The following is a 22,679-nucleotide window of genomic DNA, read 5'->3' on the forward strand; positions in this document are numbered from 1 at the left end:
ACCCCTGCTCACTGCCAAGCGACCGGGTGCCCCTCGCCAACCTCGTACGGGCTGCCGCCGCTCGTATCAAGCAGGGTGGCCTTCGCGTCTATTGCCAGGCGATCGGATACCCTTTCCCCGCCTCGTACAGGCTGCCGTCGCTTGTATCCAAGACGAAGACCACCTCACCGGCATCGTTATCCGGATACCCAAAAAGCAGGAGGAAGCTGCTGGCGTCCGTAGCGTCGCGAAAAGAGGAGTCCAGATAGTGCCTCTTCAGGGGTTCCCCGCTCGCACGCATGCTTCTGTAATCGATTACCAGCGGTTGTCCCCTGAAGGCTGCGTTTTCTTCCAGTACGGGGATGAACCCGATATATTGATTGGGGGTTTCCTCAGAGTCTGAAAAGATCCCGGCGAGCAGTGGTTCACCCTCAGCCGAGAGGACGATCTCGCCTTCCGACATGTAGTAAACATGGGTGATGGAGCGCACCAGCTCCAGGGAGGGAAAAGCGTACTCCCTTGTCTCTGTCTTTCTGGCGGGAACCTCCGTTGCCGCCACGACCCACATAGTCCCACCGCTTGTGGAGAGGCGAGCGTCGATGATGTATCCTCTGCCGATTTCCATTTCGTAGAACTCGCCGCTTGCGCTCTCCTCCACCCTGAGGTGAGTAGGCCGGAGAACCTCGCCCTGCAGTCTTTCGCGGATGCTCCATGTCCACTTGCCTTCCGCGTCCAGTTCTCCTTTGGGAAAAACGATATCGGAGCCCGGTTCGAGGTCCGTATAATAACCCGGTTGTGAGCCTTCCATCATCCAGGCCGCATCCTCGCTTAACCCCGTTATCTCGATTCGCCCGTCCGGATGGATCAACTTCGACCAGCTACCGTCTACGACCAGGATGTCGTCCTGCCATGGCCATTTCACGTGCGGAGCGGCTTCTACAGCGTTCCCATCCGACCGGACCCAGATCCCCAGCGGGAGCAGGACCGCCGAACTTACAAGGAGGGTGATGGTGAACACGGCTGCCATTTTTCCCAGCTGATTGCTCCCGTCTTCACGAGCAAAGCGGTAGGTGATTCCCGCAACCAACGCCATTGCCAGGGAGATGAGCAAAAACGCCCACCATGGAAGGTGATCGCCGCCCTGCGAGGCCGCCGCGAGGCCGGGCCACTGCTCCAGGAGGGAGGCATCGAGAGGCGAGAGGTAGAGGTCCTCCATTTCGTCTGGGGAAAAAGTAGCGCGCAGCTTGGTGATACAGCAGCCTCCGCTTGCTCCCATCTCCCCCGCCAGCTCGCTGAACTCTCCGAGCACCCCGATCTGGCCCGGCTGCCACCTCTCCGCGTACTCCAGCTCCAGGCTCGCATGCCCGTAGGCTTGCGGGCCCAGCACGTACAGGAGCACCTCCGTAAGTCCAGGGTTGAGAGAGGATATGCGCAGGGGATAGACCGGCACAGGGGCGTTGAAGGTGAAGCGCAGGGGGTCGACGATCCCCTGTGAGAGCTCACGGTCGGTGTTGCCTTGCCAGAACTCATCTTCCATGTCGCCTGACCCCTGGTCTGCGGCTGAAGGGTTGATGCGCATGGCGGTGAAGCACCAGCCGCGCTCGATGTAATCCGCCAGTATACCCTCGGCCTCAGCCTCATATACGAATCCTCTCTCCTCCAGCCAGGATACGAGTTCGCCGGCGTCGCCCGCGCGCACCACGGTGAGGTCGAAGGCGCCCACCGTGAGTTCATCTATCACTTCCACCCCCGCGCCCAGCTGTTCCGAACCCCCGTAGGAATCCTTCATATAGTCGGCGGACGTCGGGGTGAGCGTGCTCATCAGCTGGAAAAGGGCTATGCTCGATTCCTCGATGACCGGGGGCTCCGGGGTGGGGACGAGCCAGGCAAAATCCTCAGTTGCCCCATCGTAGCGCACGGAGAGCACGAGTTCTTCCGTGCCTTCATGGAAAAATATGACGGCTTTCTGCTCCGGCTCCGAGATATCGCTTCCCTCCGGCCCGAAAAAGCCGCCGTCCGCATAAGCGGGGGCGGCGAAGAGGAATGACATGACGAAGATAATGACTGTTATGCCCAGGATTCTCTTGCCCATTTTCAAACCCCCCTATAAGCCCGCATTCAAATCCGCCTGACCATACCACGCCCCTATTTTATTGACGCCGTATGGTACGATCCGGGTTCCAGGCAGGGATAGGGATGTGCGCTGCCCGCCCCCAACTTTCACGCTACCGCGCCGAAGAAGAGGATGCCCAGGGGCAAGCCGGCGGAGATGCCCGCGATCTGCGGCCACAGGCTGCGCCGGTTCTCCTTCACCGCCGTGAGCAGTTCCCTGCCGGTGGTCTTCCTGGCGACCAGGTAGAGCGGCAAGCCGCCCATGAGGACGAAGACCACGCCGCAGACGATCCAGCCCCACGCCAGCCCCTCGCCGGTGAAGAAACCGTATTCGAGGAAGTTCCATCCCAGGGAGAGAAATATGGCCGGCCAGAAGAAGAGCGCCACCAGGCTTACCGCGCCGTCCCCCCCGGAGAGAGCGCCCCTGCCGGAGAAGGGAGAGGAAGCGGAGCCCGCCATGCCCCTCATCAGAGAGAACATGCCCATGCTCGCGAAGACGATGATTATCATCCCGATGATGGAGACGGGGAATATCCACCAGTAATCCGGCGCGGGGTGGGCGATCTCGTAGGGCCCTCCCCTCGCCACCATGCCGCCCTCGTCCAGCACGCCGCGCATGGCCAGGAAGAGGAGGTGAGGAGGAAGGTGAAGCCCAGGGGCAGCAGGACCATCCACGCCCACTGCCCCGGTGTGGCTTTGCTCTCACCGGCATCGCGGGCTTCGTCCGGTTCCGTGTCCGCGAAGTCCGTGTACTCGGCATCTTCGCTGCCGCCATTCTCCTCCGGCGGTGGGCCCTCCCCGCCGGGCGCGGGCGGTCCCGAATGCATCCAGGTGGGGTCGGTGGGATCCATCGTCCCTCTATCCTTCCTTTCGGCGGAGTGGTTTGCGCGCTCTCCCTACGTGGGATCTTTGCTTTCTTCACCCGCTGCGTTCTTTTCCTCGAGCCAGGCGTCGTAGACCTGGCGCTGCGAGACGCCGTGCTTGAGCGCCACCGCGCGCACCGCCTCGCGCGCGGGCAGTCCCTCCGCGACCAGGCCGGCGACCTCCCCCGCCAACTCGGGCAGGGGCGACGCCTCCCCCTCTTCGCCGGGGGCCACGATGATCACGAACTCTCCCCGGGGTTTGGCGACCTCTAGGGCCGCGAGCACCTCGGTCGCGGTGCCGCGTAGCACCTCCTCGTGCACCTTGGTCAGCTCCCGCGTCACCACCACCCGGCGGCGGGGGGCCAGCTCCGCCAGGTCGGCCAGGGTCTCCAGCACGCGGTGGGGAGCCTCGTAGAAGACCAGCGCTTCTCCCTCGCGTAGCAGGTCTGAGAGGCGGCTGCGCCTCTCCCCCCGCTTACGCGGTACGAAGCCATCGTATCGGAACCCGTCCAGGGGCAGGCCCGAGAGGGCCAGGGAGGCGGTGAGGGAGCTGGGCCCGGGGACCACCTCCACCTTTAGGCCGCGCCGCGCGCACTCCTCGACCACCCGGAAGCCGGGGTCGGCCACGCCGGGCATGCCCGCGTCGCTGACCAGGGCGACCTTTTTGCCCGCCTCCACCTCTATGGCGATGGAGGAGGCCTTCTCGCGCTCGTTGTGGCCGTGGTAGCTGGTCACCGTGGTGTGGATGTCGTGGCGCGACAGCAGCTTGCGCGCGCGCCGCGTGTCCTCCGCCGCCACCAGGTCCGCCTCACGCAGCACCCGCAGGGCGCGCAGGGTGATGTCTTCCATGTTGCCGATGGGCGTCCCTACCAGCCACAGCCTTCCTTCGTCCATACAAGGATTATAGTCCAGTAGCGGCACCACCGGGGTCAAACCCTGAGCGTACCTGTGAGACATGGGGCCGTATCTTCAGTCTTCAATCCGTGTATCGAACGTTAATGGGGCCGTATCTTCAGTCTTCAATCCGTGTATCGGAAGACTTAAAGAGAGAACGTCAGATTGAACTGAAGACTGAAGATACGGCCCCTCAACGGCCCTAGTGGCGGGTGAGGAGGGTGTTGACCAGCTCGATCTGAGCGTTGTAGTCCATGTCCGGCGCCAGCTCGGCGATGCGCTTCAGGATCTGCGCCGAGGCGTAATAGATATAGATGGGCTCGGGGCGGGCGGGGACCTTGTTGCAGATGCCGTGCTCGGAGAGTTCCTCCAGGGCCGTCTCCACCTCTTCCCTGGAACGCCCCAGGCGGATGCAGATCTTCTCCGCGCTGTCCACCGTGCCCGGGTTGTCCTTGAAGAAGGTGATCAGCTCGAGCTTTATCCTGTCTATGTCCGCGTCGCGGACTATGAAGTTGCCTACCCTTGCCATCTCCTACCCGCCGTTATTCCGTACTCTCCCGTCCGCCATGCGGGCGGACAGTCCCTAATAAACGTCACGCCCCCGGACCAGCCGGCGAGGGAACGACATGCCTGATCCCTTCCCATCAACCGTTTTCTCTTGCTGGGCCCTGACGGCGCGCTTTTGTCTCCACTGTCCTTACTTGAATCGGCACAATCCTGCTCCATCTTGAACCGCCTCCCCGCCCCCGCGCGGCATGACGGCGGTATGATAAAAGCCCTTGTAAAAAGCATGCCGCCTGCCGATAATATCCACTGTGCCGGGAATGCCGTCCCGGGACTGTTTTCTAAGAGGTGTGATGAGGTCGATCAGTGCCCGCAGCGGTACGCTTTCCAGCCGGTTATGGCCGCTCTTCATCGCGGCGGTCCTGCTCTGCATGGCGGCCGCGCCCGCGGCGGCCCTGACAACGGAGCGCCCCCTTCCCCCTGGTAACCCCTGGGCGGCCGACCGCCCCGACGATAACGGGGGCAAGATCGACCTGGGATGGACGGACAGCCCGACGGCGGGTATCGCCGCCTACCGCGTCTACCGCGCGCAGCAACCCGGCGGCCCGTACGCCCTCCTCAGCGAGCGCTCCACCGACTCCACCGTCAACTACCTGGGGTACGTGGACACCGGCCTCACGGACGGCGCCACCTATTATTACGTGGTGACCGCCGTGGACGGCCAGGGCCTGGAGAGCGGATTCTCGCCGGAACTCTCCGCCGTCCCCTCGTCCCAGACCTTCCAGGCCGCCGTGACCATCCAGAAAAAGATGGTCCTCTCCATCGCCGAGCAGAAGCTCTACTGCATGGAGAACGGGCGCGTGGTCTACATCTTCCTCGTCTCCACCGGCGCCGGGGGCACGCCCACTCCCATCGGCGATTTCCGCATCCTCTACCACGACCAGGCGCACCCGGTGCCCAAGTACCCCGGCTGCGTCTGTTACTACTGGATGGGCTTCTACGAGGACTACGCCATCCATGCCTGGCCGACCTACAACGGGGTGCAGTCGAACTATGAGGGCCTGGGCTACCCGGCCTCCCACGGCTGCGTGCGGCTCGATCCCACCCAGGCTCACCTGCCCTTCTACTGGGCCCCGGACGGCACGCCGCTCTCCATCATCCCGGGGCCGTTCCAGGCGCCGCCGCCGCCCCTGCGGGGGGGCACCGTCTCCAAGGGCACTCCCGAGCCCTCCACCACGTGGTACTTCGCGGAGGGTTTCACCGGTGCGTCCTTCGACGAGTACATACTCATCCAGAACCCCAACGCCGCGGCCACCATCGTGGACATCGAGTATGTCAAGCCCGACGGCAGCTCCATCACCAAGCCCTACATGGTGAACGCGAACAGCCGGGTCACGGTGTCCGTTGACGGCGTGGAGGGCATGGGCGCAAGCGACGTCTCCGTCCGCCTCACCTCCGGTTACCCGGTGGTGGCGGAGCGGTCGATGTACTTCGACTACGGGGGCAAGACGGGCGGCCACGATGCCCTCGGCGTCTCCACCCCCTCCCTGGAGTGGTATTTCGCGGAAGGATACACGGGTGGCGGCTTCGACGAGTACATCCTCATCTTCAACCCGGAATCAGTGGACGCCACGGTGGCCCTCGATTGCCTCAAGCCGGACGGCAGCATCACCTCCCAGCAGTTGCAGGTGAAGGCGAACAGCCGCCTCACCGTCGGCGTGGACGGCCTGCCCGGCATGGACAACACCGACGTCTCCGTGCGGGTCCGCTCCAACAGCCCCGTGGTGGCGGAGCGGTCCACCTACTTCGGCTACATGGGCACCGACGGCGGGGACGTGAGCACCGGCGCCACCCAGCCTGCCCCGGACTGGTATTTCGCGGAAGGCTACACGGGCGGCGGTTTCGACGAGTACATCCTGGTGCTCAACCCCAACGATCGGGAAACCCGTGTGACCCTGGATTTCCTCAAGCCCGACGGAAGCACCACCTCGCAGGCCATCGTGGTCGGGGCGAACAGCCGTTATACCTTGAGCGTGGACGCGGTGCCGGGCCTGGAGTCGGCGGACGTCTCCACCCACGTCCGCTCGGACCTCCCCGTGGTCGCCGAGCGGGCCATGTACTTCGGGTACCCGGAATGCCCCGGGGGGCACGTGCAGACGGGATACACCGAGCCGGGCCAGCTCTTCTACCTGGCCGAGGGGCTCACCTCGCGTTTCTGCGACACCTACGTCCTGGTGATGAACCCCGGCGATACGGCGGTCTTCGCCGGCGTGATCCTCGTGGGTCCCGGCGGGACCCTGGCGGAGTGGCCCCTGGACGTGGCGGCGCACAGCCGCGCCACCGTGTGCGTGAACAAGCTCCCGAACCTCGAGAACAAGGAGTTCTCCATCCGCGTGGTCTCCAACGGCCCCGTGGTGGTCGAGCGTGCCATGTACTTCAGCTTCCCCCGCTAACGGTGTCAGCCCCTTGCGCAACCCGGACGCCACCACCTGCGTCTATAATCCAAGGTGACTGGGCGTGGCGGAGAGAATAAGATTAATGGCGAGCCTAGAGAGAGGTTGATAGATTGATCTGTCCCGAATGCGGCAGTTTCCAGCCTGACAGGGCCAAGTTCTGCGGTATATGCGGGGCGGGGCTCTCCCAGGACGGACTGGTGGAGAGTTTTCTGAGGAACGATCCCGAGCATGAGATCGTCCTGCCGCGCCACCGCAGCCCGTGGTTCTACCTTGCGCTGCTGGGAATCGTGCTCCTCGCCCTGGCCACCCTCGCCGGTGCCGGTTACCTCGTCTACAGGATCGCCTGGGGAGAGGAGGAGGCCGGGGAGGGGAACGGCATGGTCGAGGACAACACCCTGGACTACAGCGACCCCGTACTCGGTTTCAGCATCTCCTACCCCGACAACTGGACCCTCGAGCAGGGGGCCCTTGAGGATGGCGAACTTGCGGCGCTGGTCATCAGCCTCACCGCCAGCAAGAACCTGCAGTTGCGCGTGTCCCAGCTGGACCCGCTGGTGTCCATCGGCGGGATCGAGGCCATCGAGGAGTACCTGGCCGAGGACGCGACCGCGCGCATCACCGCCCTGGGCGGCCAGCCCTATAGCGGCGAGACGTCCCGGCCCGCCGGAGACCAGAGCGGCTACGGCCAGGAGGAGACGCAGGCGCCCACGGGGGGAGAGACGGTGCCGGGCGAGACGGAGGAGAGCAGCGGCGATATCTTCGAGTCGACCCGCGTCTCCGGCCTCCCCGCCTTCTACACCGAGTTCACCGCCAACTCCATGGGGGAGGAGACCCGTTTCCTCCTCTACTACATCGTTGCCGGGGACTCTATCTTCACCTTCCTGGGCCGCGCTCCATCCAGCGAGTTCAAGGACGTGCGGCCGCAGTTCTTCGCCATCACCGGCTCGTTCAAGTGGGAGGAGACCGACGGCGGGGAGATGCCGCAAGAGAACCCCGACGTAGGCGCTCTGCCGAGCAGAGGCGTGTTCCCTGTGATAACCTTTAGCTGACAAGGCCTGGACGGCACAGCGGCACCGGTAATGTGGGCTTTCCGTTGCCGGCTGGACACAGACAGGGAGGTGGATCGATTGCGCATCGTAGTCACTGGCGGGGCCGGTTTCATCGGCTCCAACCTCACCGATACCCTTCTCGCGGAAGGGCATGCGGTCACGGTGGTGGACAACCTGTCCACGGGCAAGTTCGACAACCTCATGGGCGTAAAAGACGCCGCCAAGGAGAACCGCTTCTCCTTCCTGCACACCGATATCCGCGACGACGCCCTGGCGGCCGCCTTCAAGGGCAAGGAGCAGGACGCGGTCATCCACCTTGCCGCCCAGCCCGACGTGAGGATATCGGTGAAAAACCCGGTGATGGACGCGGACATAAACGTCCTGGGCACCATCAACGTGCTGCAGATGGCGGCCGAGAGCGGGGTGAAGCGCTTCATCAACACCAGCTCCGGGGGCTGCGTCTACGGCGAGCCCGATACCATCCCCGTCTCGGAGGAGTTCCCCCGGCGGCCCGATTCGCCCTACGGCGTGAGCAAGCTCGTGGCCGAGGAGTATATACGTTACTACGAGCGCGCGCGCGGCATCTCCTGCTGCACCCTGGCCCTGGGCAACGTCTACGGACCGCGCCAGAACGCCTTTGGGGAAGCCGGCGTGGTGGCCATCTTCATCGGCAAGATGCTGGCCGGCGAGGACTGCACCATCTTCGGGGACGGCGAACAGACCCGCGATTTCGTCTTCGTCGAGGATGTGGTGGACGCCTACCGCGCCGCCCTCAGCAATGGCGGCGGTGAGTTCATGAACATCGGCACGGGCATACAGACCTCCGTCAACCAGCTTTACCGCGGCATCGCCGACATCATGGGCTGGGAGGCGGCCGCCGTGTACGAGCCTCCGCGCACCGGCGAGCTGGACCACATCGCCCTGGACGCTTCCAAGGCCGCCCGGGTCCTGGGCTGGACGCCCCGCACTTCCCTGCAGGACGGGCTCGCGCGCACGGTGGAATGGTACCGCCAGAACCTGCGGAGGTAAGATTGCCCTTTACCGACCTTCATTCCCATATACTTCCAGGTTTCGACGACGGCGCCTCCGACGACGGCGAGTTCCTGGAGATGGCCCGGGCCGCAGAGCGCGGCGGCACCGCCCGCATGGCCGCCACCCCCCATTACGACCCCGAGAACCCGGGGCTCGGGCTGGAGGCGGTGATCGAGGCGACCAGGCGGCACGGCGAGATGCTGCGCGGCGCGGGTATCGCGCTCGAGCTCATCCCCGGGGTGGAGGTGCGCATAAACGCGGGGCTCTACCGCCTGGCCAGGGGGGGCGGAGACCTCGAGTCCCTCACCCTGGGGGAGGGCCGAAGGTACCTGCTGGGCGACCTCCCGCTCATCGATATGCCCTCCGCCACCGCGGACATCCTCTTCCGGGTCCAGCTCAGCGGTATCGCGCCCATCCTGGCTCACCCGGAGCGTAACCGCTACCTCGCCACCAGGCCTGAGGCCGTGCGCGAGCTGGCGGAGCGCGGGGTGGAGCTGCAGGTGAACGGGGGCAGCCTGGAGGGACTGTACGGGAAGGCCGCCCGCGCCAGCGCCCTGACCCTCCTCGGCGAAGGCCTGGCAAGGCTGGTCGCCTCCGACGCGCATTCCTTGAGCGGCCGCGGTGCCGACCTCTCCGCGGCGGCACGCATCATCACGCAGCGCTTCGGCGAGGAGGCCGCGCGCCTGCTCCTCGAGGTCAATCCCGAGCGGGTGCTGGCCGGGGAGCCGCTGCTGGACACCGTCCCGGCGATGCCCGCTGCGCGTCCGGACCGGAGGCGCATGTCCCTCGGGGCGCGCGGGAGGAGGCGGCGATGAGCCCGCGACGCGACTGGATATCCACGTTCAGAGCGGATGCGCGCCGTTCCGGCATCTTCCTGGACTTCGACGGCACCATCAGCGAGATCGCCGACACCCCGGAGGGCGCGAGACTGCACCCCCGCGCCGCCGGGATCCTGCCCGGCCTGGCCCGCCGCTACCCCATGTGCGTGATGTCCGGACGCCGCGCCGGCGAGGTGGCGTCCCTGGTGGGACTGGCGCACGTGCACTACGTGGGGGTGCACGGAATGGAGTGGATGGAGGAGGAACCTCGTATCGATCCAGAGGTGCTCCCCCACCTGCCCGTGTTGGACCGCGCCCGCGAGGAGCTGGCCGCCGCAATGTCCGACCTGCCCGGGGTGAGCCTGGAGGACAAACTGGTCGCGGTCTCGCTGCATTTCCGCGAGGCTCCGGACAGGGAGGACGAAGCGGTGCGCCTGGCGGAGGGGCTTGCGGTGAAGCTCGGCCTCAGGGCGAGGCGTGGCCGCAGTACGGTGGAACTCCGCCCGCCCGTGGACATCGACAAGGGCACGGTCTTCATCCGCCTGGCCGCGGGATGGAGGCTGAAACGCGCCCTCTACGCCGGGGACGACCTCACCGATGTCGACGCCTTCCGGGGCATGCGCCATCTCATGAAGGAGGGCGGCTTCGAGGGTGTCGCCATCGCCGTGCTGTCGCCCGAGACCCCCGTCGAGCTTGAGGCGGTGGCGGACGTCAGCGTGGAAGGTCCCGACGGCCTCCTGGACCTGCTCTCCCGACTAATGGGGCCAGCCCCTGACATGTGACATTGTATCGGATGGGGTCAGCCCCTGACATGCGACATTGTGTTGCGTAACGGCAACCAGGGCTTCGGGTGTGCCTGGCATGTCACATGTCAGGGGCTGACCCCATCCGGACTCTACCAGACCAGCTCGTCGGCGTCCTTGGGGTTGTCCACCTTCAACACCTCGGCCACCTCGCCGCTGTGCAGGCGCACGGTGCGGTCGGACATCTCCGCGATGGCCGAGTTGTGGGTGACCAGGATGATGGTCTGCTTCTCCTCGCGGTTGATCTTCTGCATCACCTTGAGCACGTTCTTGCCGGTCTCGAAGTCCAGTTCCCCGGTGGGTTCGTCGCACAGGAGGATGGGCGGCTCCTTGCAGATAGCGCGGGCGATGGCCACCCGCTGCTGCTCGCCGCCGGAGAGCTGGCTCGGGAAATGGTCCGCGCGTTCGGACAGCCCCACCATCTCCAGTGCGCGCATGGACTTGTCGCGCGTGTCGCTCTCCACCAGCTCCAGGGCGAACTCCACGTTCTCCAAGGCGGTGAGGGTGGGGATGAGGTTGAAGAACTGGAAGATGAAACCGATCTGGGTACGCCGGTAATCGGTGAGGCCTTTGCCGTCCAGGTTGGATATGTCCTGCCCGTTGACGGTGAGCTTGCCCTCGCTGATGGTGTCCATGCCCCCGATGAGGTTGAGCAGGGTGGTCTTACCCGAGCCGCTGGGCCCCAGGATTACGATGAGTTCGCCCTCCTTTATGGTGAGATTTACCCCGCACAGCGCCCTCACCTCGAACTCGCCCATGGGGTAGGTCTTGCACACCCCGTCAAATACAATAAGGTCCCTTCCGTTGTCTCCCGGCTCGGCCAAGCTCGTTCCTCCTCGTCCTCTCAGCGCCCGCCCTCACCGGGCGCCCGCCCGTCGCCTCCGCCTCGATACGACCGGGCTCCGCTAAATGATACACCATAGCATGTCTCGACCGTTATGCTCCCTGTCCTTAACCCCGCACATGGGGGATAATAAGGCGAGGTGACCGGTTGGTAAAGTGCTCGGAGAAACGGAGGGGGATATGATCAACACCAGGTTAACCGAGATGTTGGGGATCAGGTATCCCGTAATCCAGGCCGGTATGGGGCCCTGGAACACCGACAAGTTGTGCGTAGCGGCGGCCAACGCGGGCGCCCTCGGCATCATCAGCACCGTGGGCATCGGGTACCTCTGGACCAAGCCGGAGGAGGGCGGGCCCAAGACCCCCTACGAGTTCCTGCGCTCCATCATCTCCAGCGTAGGTGAGGCCACGGCGGCGAAGAAGGGGGTGTTCGGGTGCAACATCCCGCTGGCCATCGAGTTCAGAGAGCAGATCGAGGGCCTCATCAAGGCGGTGGGAGACGCACGCAGGGAGGACTCGGAACTGGCGGACCGACTCAAGGTGATCATCACTTCCGCCGGCAGTCCGACCCCCTGGACGGATGCCATCAAGGAGACGGGGTGTTACTGGTTCCACGTGGCTCCCTCCGTCTATCATGCCCTGAAGGGAGAGAAGGCCGGGGCGGACGTGATCATCGCCTCGGGCCGCGAGGGCGGCGGACATGTGGCCTTCGAGCCCATCCACACCATGGTGCTCCTCCCCGCGGTTATCAAGGCGGTGAACGTCCCGGTGGTGGGTGCGGGCGGTTTCGCGGACGGCGCCAGCCTGGTGGCCGCCCTGTCGCTTGGCGCCATCGGCATACAGATGGGGACACGTTTCATCGCCACCAAGGAGAGCGACTTCCACGACCTGTGGAAGAACAAGGTGGTGGAGTCGTCGGAGATGGATTCCCTGGTGGGTATATCCATATTCGGCCCGGCCCGCTATCTGAAGAACGAGGTCTCGGTGAAACTGCACGAGCTCCTCAAGGGGGGTTTCGAATCCGGTTACGACGAGGGCGTGCTACTCGAGACCAAGGGCATCGCCCTCTCCATCGAGGGTGGTGATCCGGAATGGTCCATCTATTTCGGTGGCGAGGCCTCGGGGAGGATCGACAGCATCGTCGGCGTGGAGGAGCTGCTGCTGGGCATCGAGGAGCAGGCCGAGGCCACCATCCGCGACCTCCAACTCAACCTGGGCTGATCAACTGCGTGCCCGGGGTCGACCCCCGCATGCCATTGGCAAACCCGGGGTCCGCCCGGGCCGTGCCGCAAGCGTCGTCCTCGCGTGCGCTTACGACCCTGCGGGCGCTTTGAGGCCGCCTCGGCGCCCGGGGCGCTCGCGCTGACGGATCAGGTTCTCGCGCCTCGCGATGACAAGCCGGCCTGCGGCGCCTCGCACGGTCGGAACTTGCCGCGGCTCCCCACGATGATTTCGGCGTATGCCTAACCCTTGAGGAGGATGTGGAAGAAACGCAGGTAGTCCAGGACATGGCGGGTGGAGAGGAAGTTGCGCCGCACCTTGTCGTGACCGGCGTCCCCCATGCGCTGGGCCGTGGCGGGGCTCTCCAGCAGCAGGCTCACCTTCTCCGCCGCCTCGCCGATATCTTCGACCAGGAACCCGGTGACCCCGTCGTCCACCTGCAGCTTGATCCCGCCCACCGCCCCCGCAACCACCGGCTTGCGTTTCCACATGGCCTCGGTGACGGTGAGGCCGAACCCCTCGCGCAGGGACTTCTGCAGCACCACCGTGGACATGGCCTGGAAGGCGCTGACCTCGACGTTGCCTATCCCCTGCTGGTTCGAGAGCAGGAAGATGTCGGGGTCGCCCTCGCTGTAGTGAAAGGTCTTCTCGTAGTAGTGCCATCCCTCGGGATCGTCGTCGGCCATACTCGCCAGGTAGACCAGCTGCAGGTCGTGATGGCGGCGCTTCACGTCGCGGTAGCAATCGATGAGCCCCAGGGGGTCCTTCCAGGGGTCGAAGCGGGAGACCTGCAACATGATGGGACGGGACTCGTTCACGCCGTAACGGCGGGCGATATCCGATTGCACCCGCTTCTCGGGGATGATGTTCTTCGCGCTCAGCGGGTCGATGGAGGGGGGGATGAAGGCCAGGCAGGGCACCTCGAGGGGCGTCTTGATGTACCTGTCCATGGTGAAGACGGCCCCGTCGTAGAGGTCTATGTAAGGTTTGAGGAATTCCCACGCGTCGTCCTGGGCGAAGGTGGAGTCGATGTGGCAGCGCCAGATGAACCTGGCCTTGCGCGTCTTCGTGCCCTCCAGGGAAGCGATCATCGCGCAGGGCTGGGGGTCATGCACGATGACGAAATCGTACTCCTGGTCGCAGTCGGCGGCGTTCTCCTCGCATACCGCGAGGTACTTCGCCTTCATCTCGTCGGTGATGGGGATGTCCATGCCCTGCAGGGAGTTGTGGAACAGCTTGGTGATGGTGAAGAAATCGGAGTCGCCCTGCAGCAGGTGCCACTCCGCCTGCAGCCCCACGCTGTTCATCAGCGGCACTAGCGTGTAGAGCAGCTCGGCCACCCCGCCGCCGTGGGCGGTGCTGTTCACGTGCGCCACCCGCGCGCCCTTCAGGCCCTCCGCGAGCTCGAGGATCTCCTCGATTACCTCGTCGCCGGCGACGCCGCGGTAACTCTCGATGTTCTTCGGCTGGACCGGAACCAGGGGCAGCATATACGACCTCCATCCGAACTCACGCCGGGCGATCCGCCTAGAGCTTGTACCTCTCCACCAGGCCCTTCATGTTGTCGGCAAGACCGGTGAGCTGCTGGCTGGTGGCGGTCAATTCCTCCATCGCGGCCGCCTGCTCCTGGGAGGAGGCGGACAGCTCCTCGCTGTTCGAGGCGTTCTGCTCCGCGATGTTGCGGATCTCCTCCATGGCCTTCATTATCCGCTCGCCCAGCATCAACTGCCTCTTGGTGGTCTCGGCGATGGCGCTCGACAGCTCGGCCGACCTGCTCACGTACTCGTTGATCCTCTCAAGGCTGTTGCCGGTGACCTGCACAACCTGCATGCCCTCGGAGACCTCCTTCGACGCTCTCTCCGCCTGCTCCACCGCCGACCTGGTGTTCGCCTGGATGCCCCTCACCAGGGTGGCGATGCGGGCCGTCGACGCTGTGGACTCCACGGCGAGCTTGCGCACCTCTTCCGCCACCACGGAGAAGCCACGGCCCTGCTCCTGCGCCCGCGCCGCCTCGATGGCCGCGTTGAGCGCCAGCAGGTTGGTCTGGTCGGCGATGTTGTCGATCACCTCTCCCACGATCCCTATCTCCTCCGACTGCTCGCCCAGGGTCTTGATGGTCTCGACCGCGTCGCCGATGCTCTCCCTCACCCTGGTCATCTTCTCGATGGCGACCGCGGCGTCGTTCCTGCCCTCCTCGGCCAGGCTGGACGATGTCATGCTGGCCTCTGCCCCCTCGTCGGCCTGGCTTGCGCTGAGCTCCAGGGCACCGTGTATCTCGGTGCTCAGCGAATACACTTCCTCCGCCATGCGGGCCTCCCGGTTGGCGCTCTCCGCCATCTGCTGGATGATCCCGGAGAGCTGGTCCAGGGAGGACTGGATCTGCTGCGAGGTGGCGGCTACCCCCGACGCTCCCCCGCTCGTCTCGTCGGCCGCGCTCAGCGTCCGGGCGCTCAGGGCGTGCAGGCTCCTCAGCATATCCGAAAAGGCCGCGGTGAGCTGACCCACGTCATCCGAGGATGACATATCCAGATGCACCGTGAGGTCCCCTTCCGCCACCGAAGCGGCCGTCGCCCTCATGTCCCTGATAGGAACGGAGATGCTGTCCGAGGTGATCTTTCCCAGGTAATAGGCAAAAGGAAGCGCGATGAGCACGATGATCAGGTAAAAAAACGTCAGCGATGCGACCTCGCTCAGCATGGACTCCAGGGGACTTATCTGGACCAGGGAATAACCAGTATCCGAGATGGGAGCGATGGCCGCCACCATGGTCATGCTTTTGTTGAGGGTGGACTTTTCGCCGCTCTCGAGCAGTTCCACCAGGAGCTCGTCGGACTCCTCCTCCTCCACGCCTTCCCCCAGGACGACGCGGTCGACCACCCGCCCCCGTTCGTCGACGAGGATGACCATGCCGTCATCCGCAGAACCGAAGGAAACGGCGGTGTCTTCGTAGGCTTTCTCCGACCTCCAGGACTCCAGGGCGGCGGTCTCACCGGCCATCAGGGTGGTGCTCTCTTCCTGCCGTTCCATCTCGCTGGACTGCCCGCCGAAGATGTAACCGGTGGCCGCCACCGTCCACCCGATGATGAGGATGACGACGCACATGACCATCCCCAGGATGACGATGCGGCTCTTCAGCCGCAGGCCGCCGCTGTAACCCCGTTGCCAGTGGAGGGAGTATGCCGTCCTGCGCAGCGGTTCGACGGTGCTGTAGAGGATGTAGGCTTGCAGGTAGGCGGCGAAGAGCGCGATGCCGAACGTGATCACTCCGTAGACAAGACAGAGAAAGGCGTTGTAGTCCGCCATGAGATGCAGCAGGACCGATTCGATCACCGCGGCCGCCGAACCCGCCGCGAGCACGGTCAGGGCCATTGCCGTGGGATAAGAGTCTATGGCCTTCAGCGCGGCGGCGGCGCCAGGTGCGTCTTCGCGTGCTCCGCCCCCAGCGCCGGGAGAGGCCGCCTTGAATATGCGGTTGGTCCTCGAAACAAGGTAGATGACCGCCGGCGGCACCACTATGCCGATGGCGATGAGCGTGATGAACAGCCATTTCAGCATCATCTGGGCATCGAAACGGAAGACGATCAGAGACGCGGCGGCCGTGGCGATAAGGAAGAACAATATGGGGCTGCCGACTCCTAGCAGATAGATCCTGCGTTTGAGATCCCGCATCAGCATCACCTTTCAGGGAAACGGCATCTTGCACAGCACGATCACGCCCCCCGGTTGCGACCGCCTGCTTCCCCATCATCTTTCCTCGCTATAGCAATTCTAACACCAAATCAGGGCACATGAGCGTCCCGGGCACGGTGCCCGGATCAAGGGATAGGACCGGCAATGATCGGGCCCGCCGTCCAGGCCGGCTCCCGCGCCGCAGGCGTTCCGGGGGGACGGAGACCGGGCCCGGCTCCTTCAATCCCGGGCGTGGATATGCTACCTTCCAGGAAAGCGGGAAATTGCGCCTGAGAGCGCGGCCCCCCTACACGGTCACAGCGCGGAAGGAGATGATCGCATGGCCATGAAGCTGTTCGAGGAGCGGCGCAGCATCCGCAGATACGGCGACCGCCCGGTGGAGGAGGAGAAGCTCGCGGCGGTGCTGGAGGCGGCGCGACAGGCGCCCTCATGGGCCAACATGCAGTGCTGGACCTACGTCGTGGTCAGGGACGCCGGCATCAAGGAGGCCGTGGCCGCGACCCTTGAAAACAACCCCGGCCAGAAGGCGGTCCTCGCCGCCCCGGTGCTCATCGTGGCGTGCGCCGACCCGGAGAGGTCCGGCACCGTGAACGGCCAGCCCTACTACATGCTGGACATCGGCATCAGCATGCAGCAGCTCATGCTGGAGGCCTGGGACCAGGGCCTGGGCACGTGCTGGATCGGCTGGGTCAAGGAAGACGAGATCCGCGCCATCCTGGGAATCCCGGATAACATCCGCGTCGTCGCCCTCACCCCCCTCGGCTACCCCGCCGTGCTGCCGGAAAGCCCGGGGCGTAAACCCCTGCGGGAGGCTGTCCGCTACGACCGCTGGGGAGATTAGGGGTGGGCCGGGCGACCTTGACCTTGCATAAGGCTAAACGTACTAAATGATTTCTCCGAAAAAGAGATATAGTACTACTTCTACCCGGGAGGAAGAGATGCGTATCAGGAAGTGCAAGGTCTGCGGTTTTCCCTACTGGCTTGCCAGGTCGCTGGTGTGGAACGGCAACGGCACCATCACCAGCAAGAACCGGCCCGATTTCCGCACCCTGATCATCGAGGCCGATTATATCTCGGAGATCTTCAGAAAGATCGAGAAGGCGCTGGGCGTATCCATCCAGCACCTCGTCTTCGAGGCGCAGCGCAACGCCGCCAAGGACGTCATCGATGGCAATATAGACAGGGTGCGCTGGGCGATCCGCTATGTCCCGGGGGTGCGCAGGCTGGTCATCACCTACTTCAACCGCATGGCCTCCTGGACCGGTCAGGGTTATGCCAAGACCATCTCCTACGGCAAGAAGGGCGCCGGCGCGGCGATCATCCGCAACCCCTTCAACAAGGACCTCATGTCCGCGGTGGTGGTGGGCGCGCTGGAGAGCCTGGGCGAGGCGCCATACGACTACCACTGGGAAAAGCGGGACGGAGACGACGTCATCGTGGTCGAGCCCACCGGTGAGCACCCGGATATCTCGGAGCGCCTCACTTACACCACCCCGCCGCTCCTGCCTGGTGACCGCCGCTACGAGAGCTGTCCGGGCTGCGGCGTGCCCGTGCTCCTCAATGGAATGGAGTGGCGGGAGAACGAGGGGTTGATGATCGACACGAAGCGCGGGGTGCGCATGGTCGTGGCGGAGATATATACCACGGGGGTAGTGCTGCGCGAACTGGCCCGGGAACTGGGGGAGGACGTCTACCCCATCATCGTGGACGCGCAGCGCGAGTTCTCGCTGGAGCATATCCGAGGCGAGTTCCTCTCCGCACCGGGGCCGCGGGAGGATGCCGGCAAAGACGCTCTCTACCGCGACGTGCTGGACAGTATCGCCCTGCGCGGCCAGGGAAACCCGGCCATCCAGGAGATGGATGGAGGGAGACTGGTGATAAGGGTCGAGAACCCCTTCGACGAGCACGTGCTCGCCGGTCAACTCGCCGCCCTCTACGAGCTGGCAGAGGGCAAGCGGCCGCGGGTCAGCTGGGAAGCCTCCGGCCCCTCCACCGTCGTCTATACCCTCACCGCCTGAGACCCCCGGGCGCGCTCCCCGGCCGCCCCCGGGCGGCCGGCCGTGCTAAACTGTTGCCAGGAAGGGGGTGCGCCTTGGACGCAGAGATCCTGGAATTCGACGAACTCGACCTGGAGACCGTCACGCCGCGCCAGGTGCGCCAGTACCTCAGGGACAAGTTCGTCATCGTGGCCTCCAACCGTGGCCCGGTGGAGTTCCGGCGCGACAGGGACGGGACGGTCAAGGCCTTCCGCGGCGCGGGCGGGGTGGTCACCGCCATGTCCACCGCCCTGGTGGCCACCGATGCGGTGTGGATATCAAGCATGCGCACCAGGGAGGACGCCCTCATGGCCAGGGAGGCCCCCTACGGGCGCCTGGCCATGCCCCCCGACAAGCCGCAGTACTCGGTCAAGTTCATCGTCCCGGACGTGAGCGACTTCCAGCAGTACTACAGCGTCATCAGCAACTCCATCCTCTGGCCCCTGCAGCATTACCTCTTCGACGTGCTGCGGCGGCCGGCCATCGACGAGTCGGTCCACGAGGCCTGGAACAACGGCTACCGCAAGGTCAACCGCCTCTTCGCCGACGAGATCGTCCGCGAGATACGCTCCACCGAGAAGAAGCCCCTCGTCTTCCTCCAGGACTACCACCTCTACCTTTGCGCCCAGTACATCAGGCGCAAGGAGCCTGACGTCCTCATCCACCATTTCACCCACAGCCCCTGGGCGCAGCCGGACTACTTCCGCCTGCTCCCCCAGGGCATGCGGCGTGAACTGCTGCAGGGCATGCTGGCCAACGACATCCTGGGCTTCCACACCCCCCATTACGTAAACAACTTCCTGCAGTGCTGCCGCGAGGGTGAGGCGGTAAGGGTTTCCGTGGACGCCAAGCGGCGCCTGGTGCGCCAGGGGTCCCGCGAGACCTTGGTCCGCCATTACCCCATCTCCATCGACCACGAGGCCTTGAAGCGGACGGCCGCGCGCCCGGACGTCGCCAGGCACCAGGCCCGGCTGCGCGAGCTGGCGGGGGGACGCAAACTGCTGGTTAGGGTGGACCGCGTCGAGCCCTCCAAGAACATCATGCGCGGCCTGCAGAGCTATGAGCTCTTCCTGCGCCGCAACCCCAAGTGGCACAACCGCGTGGTCTTCGCCAACTTCCTCTATCCGTCCCGGCTGGACCTGAAGGAGTACCGGGACCTGCAGCGCGATATCGAGGAGGCCTCCAGGGCCATAAACGCCGATTTCGGCAGCCTGGACTGGGAACCCGTCCACCTGGAGGTGGAGGACAATTACCCGCGCTCCGTGGCAGCCCTCATGGAGTTCGACACCCTCCTGGTCAACCCGGTCGCCGACGGCATGAACCTGGTCTCTAAGGAGGGGGCGGTCCTCAACCGCCGGGACGGCGTCGTTATCCTCTCGGTGAACGCCGGGGCCTACCAGGAGATGCGCGGCGCGGTGTTCCCGGTCAACCCCCTGGACATCGCGGAGACCGCCGATGCCATCCGCCGGGCCCTGGAGACCGGGGAGAGGAGGCGCAAGTCCATGGCCGCCGCGGCGCGGGAGGTGGTGCAGGCCAATACCTCCTTCAAGTGGTTCCTGCAGCAGATGCGCGCCCTAAGGCGGGTGGAGAAGCAGCGCGAGGCGGGCGACAAGGAGACGGTGGGGCTGGTGGAGATGCCCCGCTACGAACGCTTCGAATGACATCCCATGGGATCAGCCTATGGGGTCAGCCCCTGACATGTGACATTTTCAATAGCGGTATCTTCTTCAATCTTGTCAGAACGAGAAAATGTCACATGTCAGGGGCTGACCCCGCCCACTACTAATGGAAAGCGGCCGATTATCCGATAATCTCTGCAGGTTTTTTTACCGATTCAGGAGGGGTTAGCCATGGCCGATTGCTGCAGGGAATGCGGGGTCCCCAGGCTGCTGAGCTTGACGCAAGCCTGGCGTGAAGGGTGCATCATCGACACCACCAGCGGTTCGGCCAGCCTGTGCGTCTACGAGGCCTCCTACCCCACGGCGCTCATCAGGGAACTCGAGGAGCGCCTGGGCATCCCGCTCGACCGCATCGTGTACCTGGCGGGCACCCACGCGGCGGTAAAGGTGCTGGGCGTGCTCTATGAATCGCACCCCCTGGTGGGGAAGCTGCTCTTCAGCGCCCCGCTCCACCGCATGACCGAGCGCATCCTGGTGAAGTTCGGGAGGGCCATCGGGGTGGCCAACGTGGAGATCCTGGAGCGGCACAGGAGAGAGGGCGCCCTGGTGATGATCGAGGACCCCTTCGACCTCTCCAACTGCCTCGCCATCATCTCCGGCATACTTCAGATCGCGGACGGATGCCAGATCGCCTACGAGATCCTGGAGGGCGGCGGGCCGGACGGTAGCGCCTCCGCCGGCGCGGCGGCCGACGGTTCCTATCTGGTGCGCTTCTTCCCAGCCCCCGCGGAGGACGGCGAGGAGGAGGCCTATCAACGCCTCTTCGCGGAGAACCTCTCCCCCGGGAGCACCGGGGGCAAGGAGCTGGCCCGCTGCGGGAAATGCGGCGCCCCGCGCGCCTTCGGAGATCTCCTCTCGTTCGACCTTGGGAAGGGCCTGATACGCGAGCGTGCGGGGGGAGAACGCGTCATCCTCATGGGGGTGCACGGTCTCAACACCATCATCCGTGAGCTTACCTGGGAACTGGGGCAGGTGGTCGGCGAGACCTTCATCGCCTTCGAGCGCCAGCACCTCCTCGCCAGGCTGCGGGGCGGGGGTGGCGTGAGCATCTCCCTGCATGAGGACCCCCTGCGCGAGTATCTAGCCCTGCGGGGACTGGGATATCTCCGCGAGGTGCGGGACGGGGACGGGGGGACATCCTTCGTGGTGGAGAACGCCTTCATCGCTCCCCTGGTGGCCGGCCGCCTGCTCGCCATGTGGGAAACGGAGTACGGCCGCACCGGCTCCTACGAGTTCGACGTCTCCGACGATGTCCTCCGCCTCTTCATCCACTGAGCGCAAACCAATGGGGTCAGCCCCTGACATGTGACATGCTGGTTGGCTCGAGGCTCTGGTTGCTGCTACGCAACACAATGTCACATGTCAGGGGCTGACCCCATGTTGACCGGCGTGCCGCTATGGCAGTTTGCGCAGGACGTTGCGGGTGTCCAGTACGGGCACCCCGGAACGCGCGATGAGTCCGTAATCGACGCCGCTGTGGGCGGTGACGATGACCACGCAGTCGCAGTCCCTCAGGGTGTCGTCGGTGAGTTCCACGCTGCGCAGTGCCGCTTCGCCCAGGCTGAACGAGGGGACGAAAGGGTCATGGTAGGCCACGTCCACCCCCGCATCCCCGAGCAGTTCCATGAGCTTCGCGGCCGGGGTCTCGCGCGTGTCGCCCACGTCCGGTTTGTAGGCCACCCCCACCACCAGCACCCGCGCGCCCTTGACGCTCCTGCCCTGGCGGTTGATCTCCCGCACCACCAGCCCGCTCACGAAGTAGGGCATGTTCACGTTGACCTTGCCGGCCAGCTCTATGAACTCGGTCTGGAAGTCGTATTCCCGCGCCTTCCATGCCAGGTAGAAGGGGTCCACGGGGATGCAGTGGCCGCCGAGCCCCGGCCCCGGCCAGAAGGGCATGAAGCCGAAGGGCTTGGTGGCGGCGGCCTCGATGACCTCCCACACATCCAGGCCCATGCGCTCGCAGAGCATCCACAGCTCGTTCACCAGCGCGATGTTCACGCCGCGGAAGATGTTCTCCAGGATCTTGGCCATCTCCGCGACCTCGGGCGAACTCACCTCCACCGTCCGCTCCACGAAAGAGCCGTAGAAGAGGCGAGCCAGCTCCGTGCACCTCTCGCACATCCCTCCCACCAGCTTGGGGGTGTTGGCGATGCCCCATCTCTCGTTGCCGGGATCGACCCTCTCGGGCGAGTAGGCCAGGAAGAAATCCTCGCAAAGCTCCGCCCCGTTCTCCTCGAGGATGGGCAGGACGACCTCCCGCGTGGTCCCCGGGTAGGAGGTGGACTCCACGATGACCAGCTTGGGCCCTCGCCCGGCGCCGAGGACATCCCTTATCTGCCGTGTCGCCTCGCGGATGAAGCCCAGGTCGGGATCGCGGGTCTTGGAGAGTGGGGTGGGGACGCACACGCATATCACATCGCAGGAGGCGAGGGCACCCGCATCTCCGGTGACCTCGAACCTTCCCGATGCCTGCAGCTCTTTGAGCCTGGCGTCGTCAAGCCCCTCGTAGAGGGCATCGCCCCGGGCCAGGCGGCATCTCTTATCGCCGTCCCGCTCCAGCCCCGTCACCCTGAAGCCCGCGCACCCCGCCTGCAGCGCCAGGGGGAGGCCGACGTATCCCAAGCCGATGACGCCCACCAGCGCGCTGCGGTCCTCTATAGACTCTCTGAGCCCCATGCCACCTCCCGTCTAACCGGC

At 65.0% G+C, this 22,679-nt stretch carries 18 protein-coding genes; 10 read left to right on the forward strand and 8 right to left on the reverse strand.

Features of this window, described 5'->3' with window-relative positions:
• Nucleotides 1–88: 88 nt before the first annotated feature.
• From AB1384_05210 to AB1384_05225, 4 genes are all read right to left on the reverse strand, one after another.
• Complete coding sequence (locus AB1384_05210; GenBank protein MEW6553665.1) at nt 89–2,071, reverse strand: DUF2330 domain-containing protein; 1,983 nt, start codon at nt 2,069–2,071, stop codon at nt 89–91.
• Nucleotides 2,072–2,199: 128 nt separating this feature from the next.
• Nucleotides 2,200–2,766: a hypothetical protein gene (locus AB1384_05215; GenBank protein MEW6553666.1), complete on the reverse strand. Its 567-nt coding sequence runs from the start codon at nt 2,764–2,766 to the stop codon at nt 2,200–2,202.
• Nucleotides 2,767–2,987: 221 nt separating this feature from the next.
• Nucleotides 2,988–3,848, reverse strand: coding sequence for a 16S rRNA (cytidine(1402)-2'-O)-methyltransferase (rsmI, locus tag AB1384_05220; protein MEW6553667.1), 861 nt, complete (start codon nt 3,846–3,848; stop codon nt 2,988–2,990).
• Between the two features lie 202 nt (nt 3,849–4,050).
• Complete coding sequence (locus AB1384_05225) at nt 4,051–4,377, reverse strand: hypothetical protein (GenBank protein MEW6553668.1); 327 nt, start codon at nt 4,375–4,377, stop codon at nt 4,051–4,053.
• 328 nt (nt 4,378–4,705) lie between these two features.
• On the opposite strand from AB1384_05225, the gene AB1384_05230 reads away from it, so the two are divergent.
• The 5 genes from AB1384_05230 (at nt 4,706) to otsB (ending at nt 10,489) form a co-directional block, all read left to right on the forward strand.
• Complete coding sequence (locus AB1384_05230) at nt 4,706–6,805, forward strand: DUF5719 family protein (GenBank protein MEW6553669.1); 2,100 nt, start codon at nt 4,706–4,708, stop codon at nt 6,803–6,805.
• Between the two features lie 113 nt (nt 6,806–6,918).
• Nucleotides 6,919–7,857, forward strand: a complete 939-nt coding sequence (locus tag AB1384_05235; GenBank protein ID MEW6553670.1) for a zinc ribbon domain-containing protein — start codon at nt 6,919–6,921, stop codon at nt 7,855–7,857.
• 69 nt (nt 7,858–7,926) lie between these two features.
• Nucleotides 7,927–8,886, forward strand: a complete 960-nt coding sequence (locus AB1384_05240; protein ID MEW6553671.1) for an NAD-dependent epimerase/dehydratase family protein — start codon at nt 7,927–7,929, stop codon at nt 8,884–8,886.
• Between the two features lie 2 nt (nt 8,887–8,888).
• Nucleotides 8,889–9,704 (forward strand): CpsB/CapC family capsule biosynthesis tyrosine phosphatase, encoded by an 816-nt coding sequence (locus AB1384_05245; protein ID MEW6553672.1) that lies wholly within the window; start codon nt 8,889–8,891, stop codon nt 9,702–9,704.
• Entirely contained in the window at nt 9,701–10,489 is a 789-nt protein-coding gene (gene otsB, locus AB1384_05250; protein ID MEW6553673.1) for a trehalose-phosphatase, read from the forward strand. Before AB1384_05245 ends, otsB begins: the two co-directional genes overlap by 4 nt.
• Before the next feature lie 113 nt (nt 10,490–10,602).
• Here the strand turns inward: otsB and AB1384_05255 are convergent, their stop codons facing one another.
• Nucleotides 10,603–11,268, reverse strand: coding sequence for an ABC transporter ATP-binding protein (locus AB1384_05255; GenBank protein ID MEW6553674.1), 666 nt, complete (start codon nt 11,266–11,268; stop codon nt 10,603–10,605).
• A 265-nt stretch (nt 11,269–11,533) separates the two neighbouring features.
• Between AB1384_05255 and AB1384_05260 the strand changes: the two genes are divergently transcribed.
• Nucleotides 11,534–12,574 (forward strand): nitronate monooxygenase, encoded by a 1,041-nt coding sequence (locus AB1384_05260; GenBank protein MEW6553675.1) that lies wholly within the window; start codon nt 11,534–11,536, stop codon nt 12,572–12,574.
• Between the two features lie 242 nt (nt 12,575–12,816).
• Here AB1384_05260 and AB1384_05265 read toward each other — a convergent pair whose 3' ends face one another.
• Complete coding sequence (locus AB1384_05265; GenBank protein ID MEW6553676.1) at nt 12,817–14,064, reverse strand: glycosyltransferase; 1,248 nt, start codon at nt 14,062–14,064, stop codon at nt 12,817–12,819.
• 37 nt (nt 14,065–14,101) lie between these two features.
• Nucleotides 14,102–16,243 carry a HAMP domain-containing methyl-accepting chemotaxis protein gene (locus AB1384_05270; protein MEW6553677.1) on the reverse strand — a complete coding sequence of 714 codons (2,142 nt, stop codon included), beginning with the start codon at nt 16,241–16,243 and terminating at the stop codon, nt 14,102–14,104.
• Nucleotides 16,244–16,583: 340 nt separating this feature from the next.
• Here AB1384_05270 and AB1384_05275 point away from each other — a divergent pair, with 340 nt between their 5' ends.
• The 4 genes from AB1384_05275 (at nt 16,584) to AB1384_05290 (ending at nt 21,254) form a co-directional block, all read left to right on the forward strand.
• Nucleotides 16,584–17,105 carry a nitroreductase family protein gene (locus tag AB1384_05275; GenBank protein MEW6553678.1) on the forward strand — a complete coding sequence of 174 codons (522 nt, stop codon included), beginning with the start codon at nt 16,584–16,586 and terminating at the stop codon, nt 17,103–17,105.
• A 97-nt stretch (nt 17,106–17,202) separates the two neighbouring features.
• On the forward strand, nt 17,203–18,282 hold the full coding sequence (locus AB1384_05280; GenBank protein MEW6553679.1) for a hypothetical protein: 1,080 nt from the start codon (nt 17,203–17,205) through the stop codon (nt 18,280–18,282).
• A 74-nt stretch (nt 18,283–18,356) separates the two neighbouring features.
• Entirely contained in the window at nt 18,357–19,961 is a 1,605-nt protein-coding gene (locus tag AB1384_05285) for a trehalose-6-phosphate synthase (GenBank protein ID MEW6553680.1), read from the forward strand.
• A 189-nt stretch (nt 19,962–20,150) separates the two neighbouring features.
• Nucleotides 20,151–21,254: a hypothetical protein gene (locus AB1384_05290; protein MEW6553681.1), complete on the forward strand. Its 1,104-nt coding sequence runs from the start codon at nt 20,151–20,153 to the stop codon at nt 21,252–21,254.
• 120 nt (nt 21,255–21,374) lie between these two features.
• On the opposite strand, the gene AB1384_05295 is transcribed toward AB1384_05290, so the two are convergent.
• Nucleotides 21,375–22,658 carry a nucleotide sugar dehydrogenase gene (locus tag AB1384_05295; protein ID MEW6553682.1) on the reverse strand — a complete coding sequence of 428 codons (1,284 nt, stop codon included), beginning with the start codon at nt 22,656–22,658 and terminating at the stop codon, nt 21,375–21,377.
• Nucleotides 22,659–22,679 lie beyond the last annotated feature (21 nt).

The sequence above is a fragment of the Actinomycetota bacterium genome (assembly GCA_040757835.1).
GTDB lineage: Bacteria > Actinomycetota > Geothermincolia > Geothermincolales > RBG-13-55-18 > SURF-21.

Coding starts and splice junctions, on each gene's coding strand:
- AB1384_05210 (MEW6553665.1), bottom strand. CDS start 2,071: ATGGGCAAGAGAATCCTGGGCATAACAGTCATTATCTTCGTCATGTCA.
- rsmI (MEW6553667.1), bottom strand. CDS start 3,848: ATGGACGAAGGAAGGCTGTGGCTGGTAGGGACGCCCATCGGCAACATG.
- AB1384_05225 (MEW6553668.1), bottom strand. CDS start 4,377: ATGGCAAGGGTAGGCAACTTCATAGTCCGCGACGCGGACATAGACAGG.
- AB1384_05230 (MEW6553669.1), top strand. CDS start 4,706: ATGAGGTCGATCAGTGCCCGCAGCGGTACGCTTTCCAGCCGGTTATGG.
- otsB (MEW6553673.1), top strand. CDS start 9,701: ATGAGCCCGCGACGCGACTGGATATCCACGTTCAGAGCGGATGCGCGC.
- AB1384_05255 (MEW6553674.1), bottom strand. CDS start 11,268: ATGGGCGAGTTCGAGGTGAGGGCGCTGTGCGGGGTAAATCTCACCATA.
- AB1384_05260 (MEW6553675.1), top strand. CDS start 11,534: ATGATCAACACCAGGTTAACCGAGATGTTGGGGATCAGGTATCCCGTA.
- AB1384_05265 (MEW6553676.1), bottom strand. CDS start 14,064: ATGCTGCCCCTGGTTCCGGTCCAGCCGAAGAACATCGAGAGTTACCGC.
- AB1384_05270 (MEW6553677.1), bottom strand. CDS start 16,243: ATGCGGGATCTCAAACGCAGGATCTATCTGCTAGGAGTCGGCAGCCCC.
- AB1384_05275 (MEW6553678.1), top strand. CDS start 16,584: ATGGCCATGAAGCTGTTCGAGGAGCGGCGCAGCATCCGCAGATACGGC.
- AB1384_05280 (MEW6553679.1), top strand. CDS start 17,203: ATGCGTATCAGGAAGTGCAAGGTCTGCGGTTTTCCCTACTGGCTTGCC.
- AB1384_05290 (MEW6553681.1), top strand. CDS start 20,151: ATGGCCGATTGCTGCAGGGAATGCGGGGTCCCCAGGCTGCTGAGCTTG.
- AB1384_05295 (MEW6553682.1), bottom strand. CDS start 22,658: ATGGGGCTCAGAGAGTCTATAGAGGACCGCAGCGCGCTGGTGGGCGTC.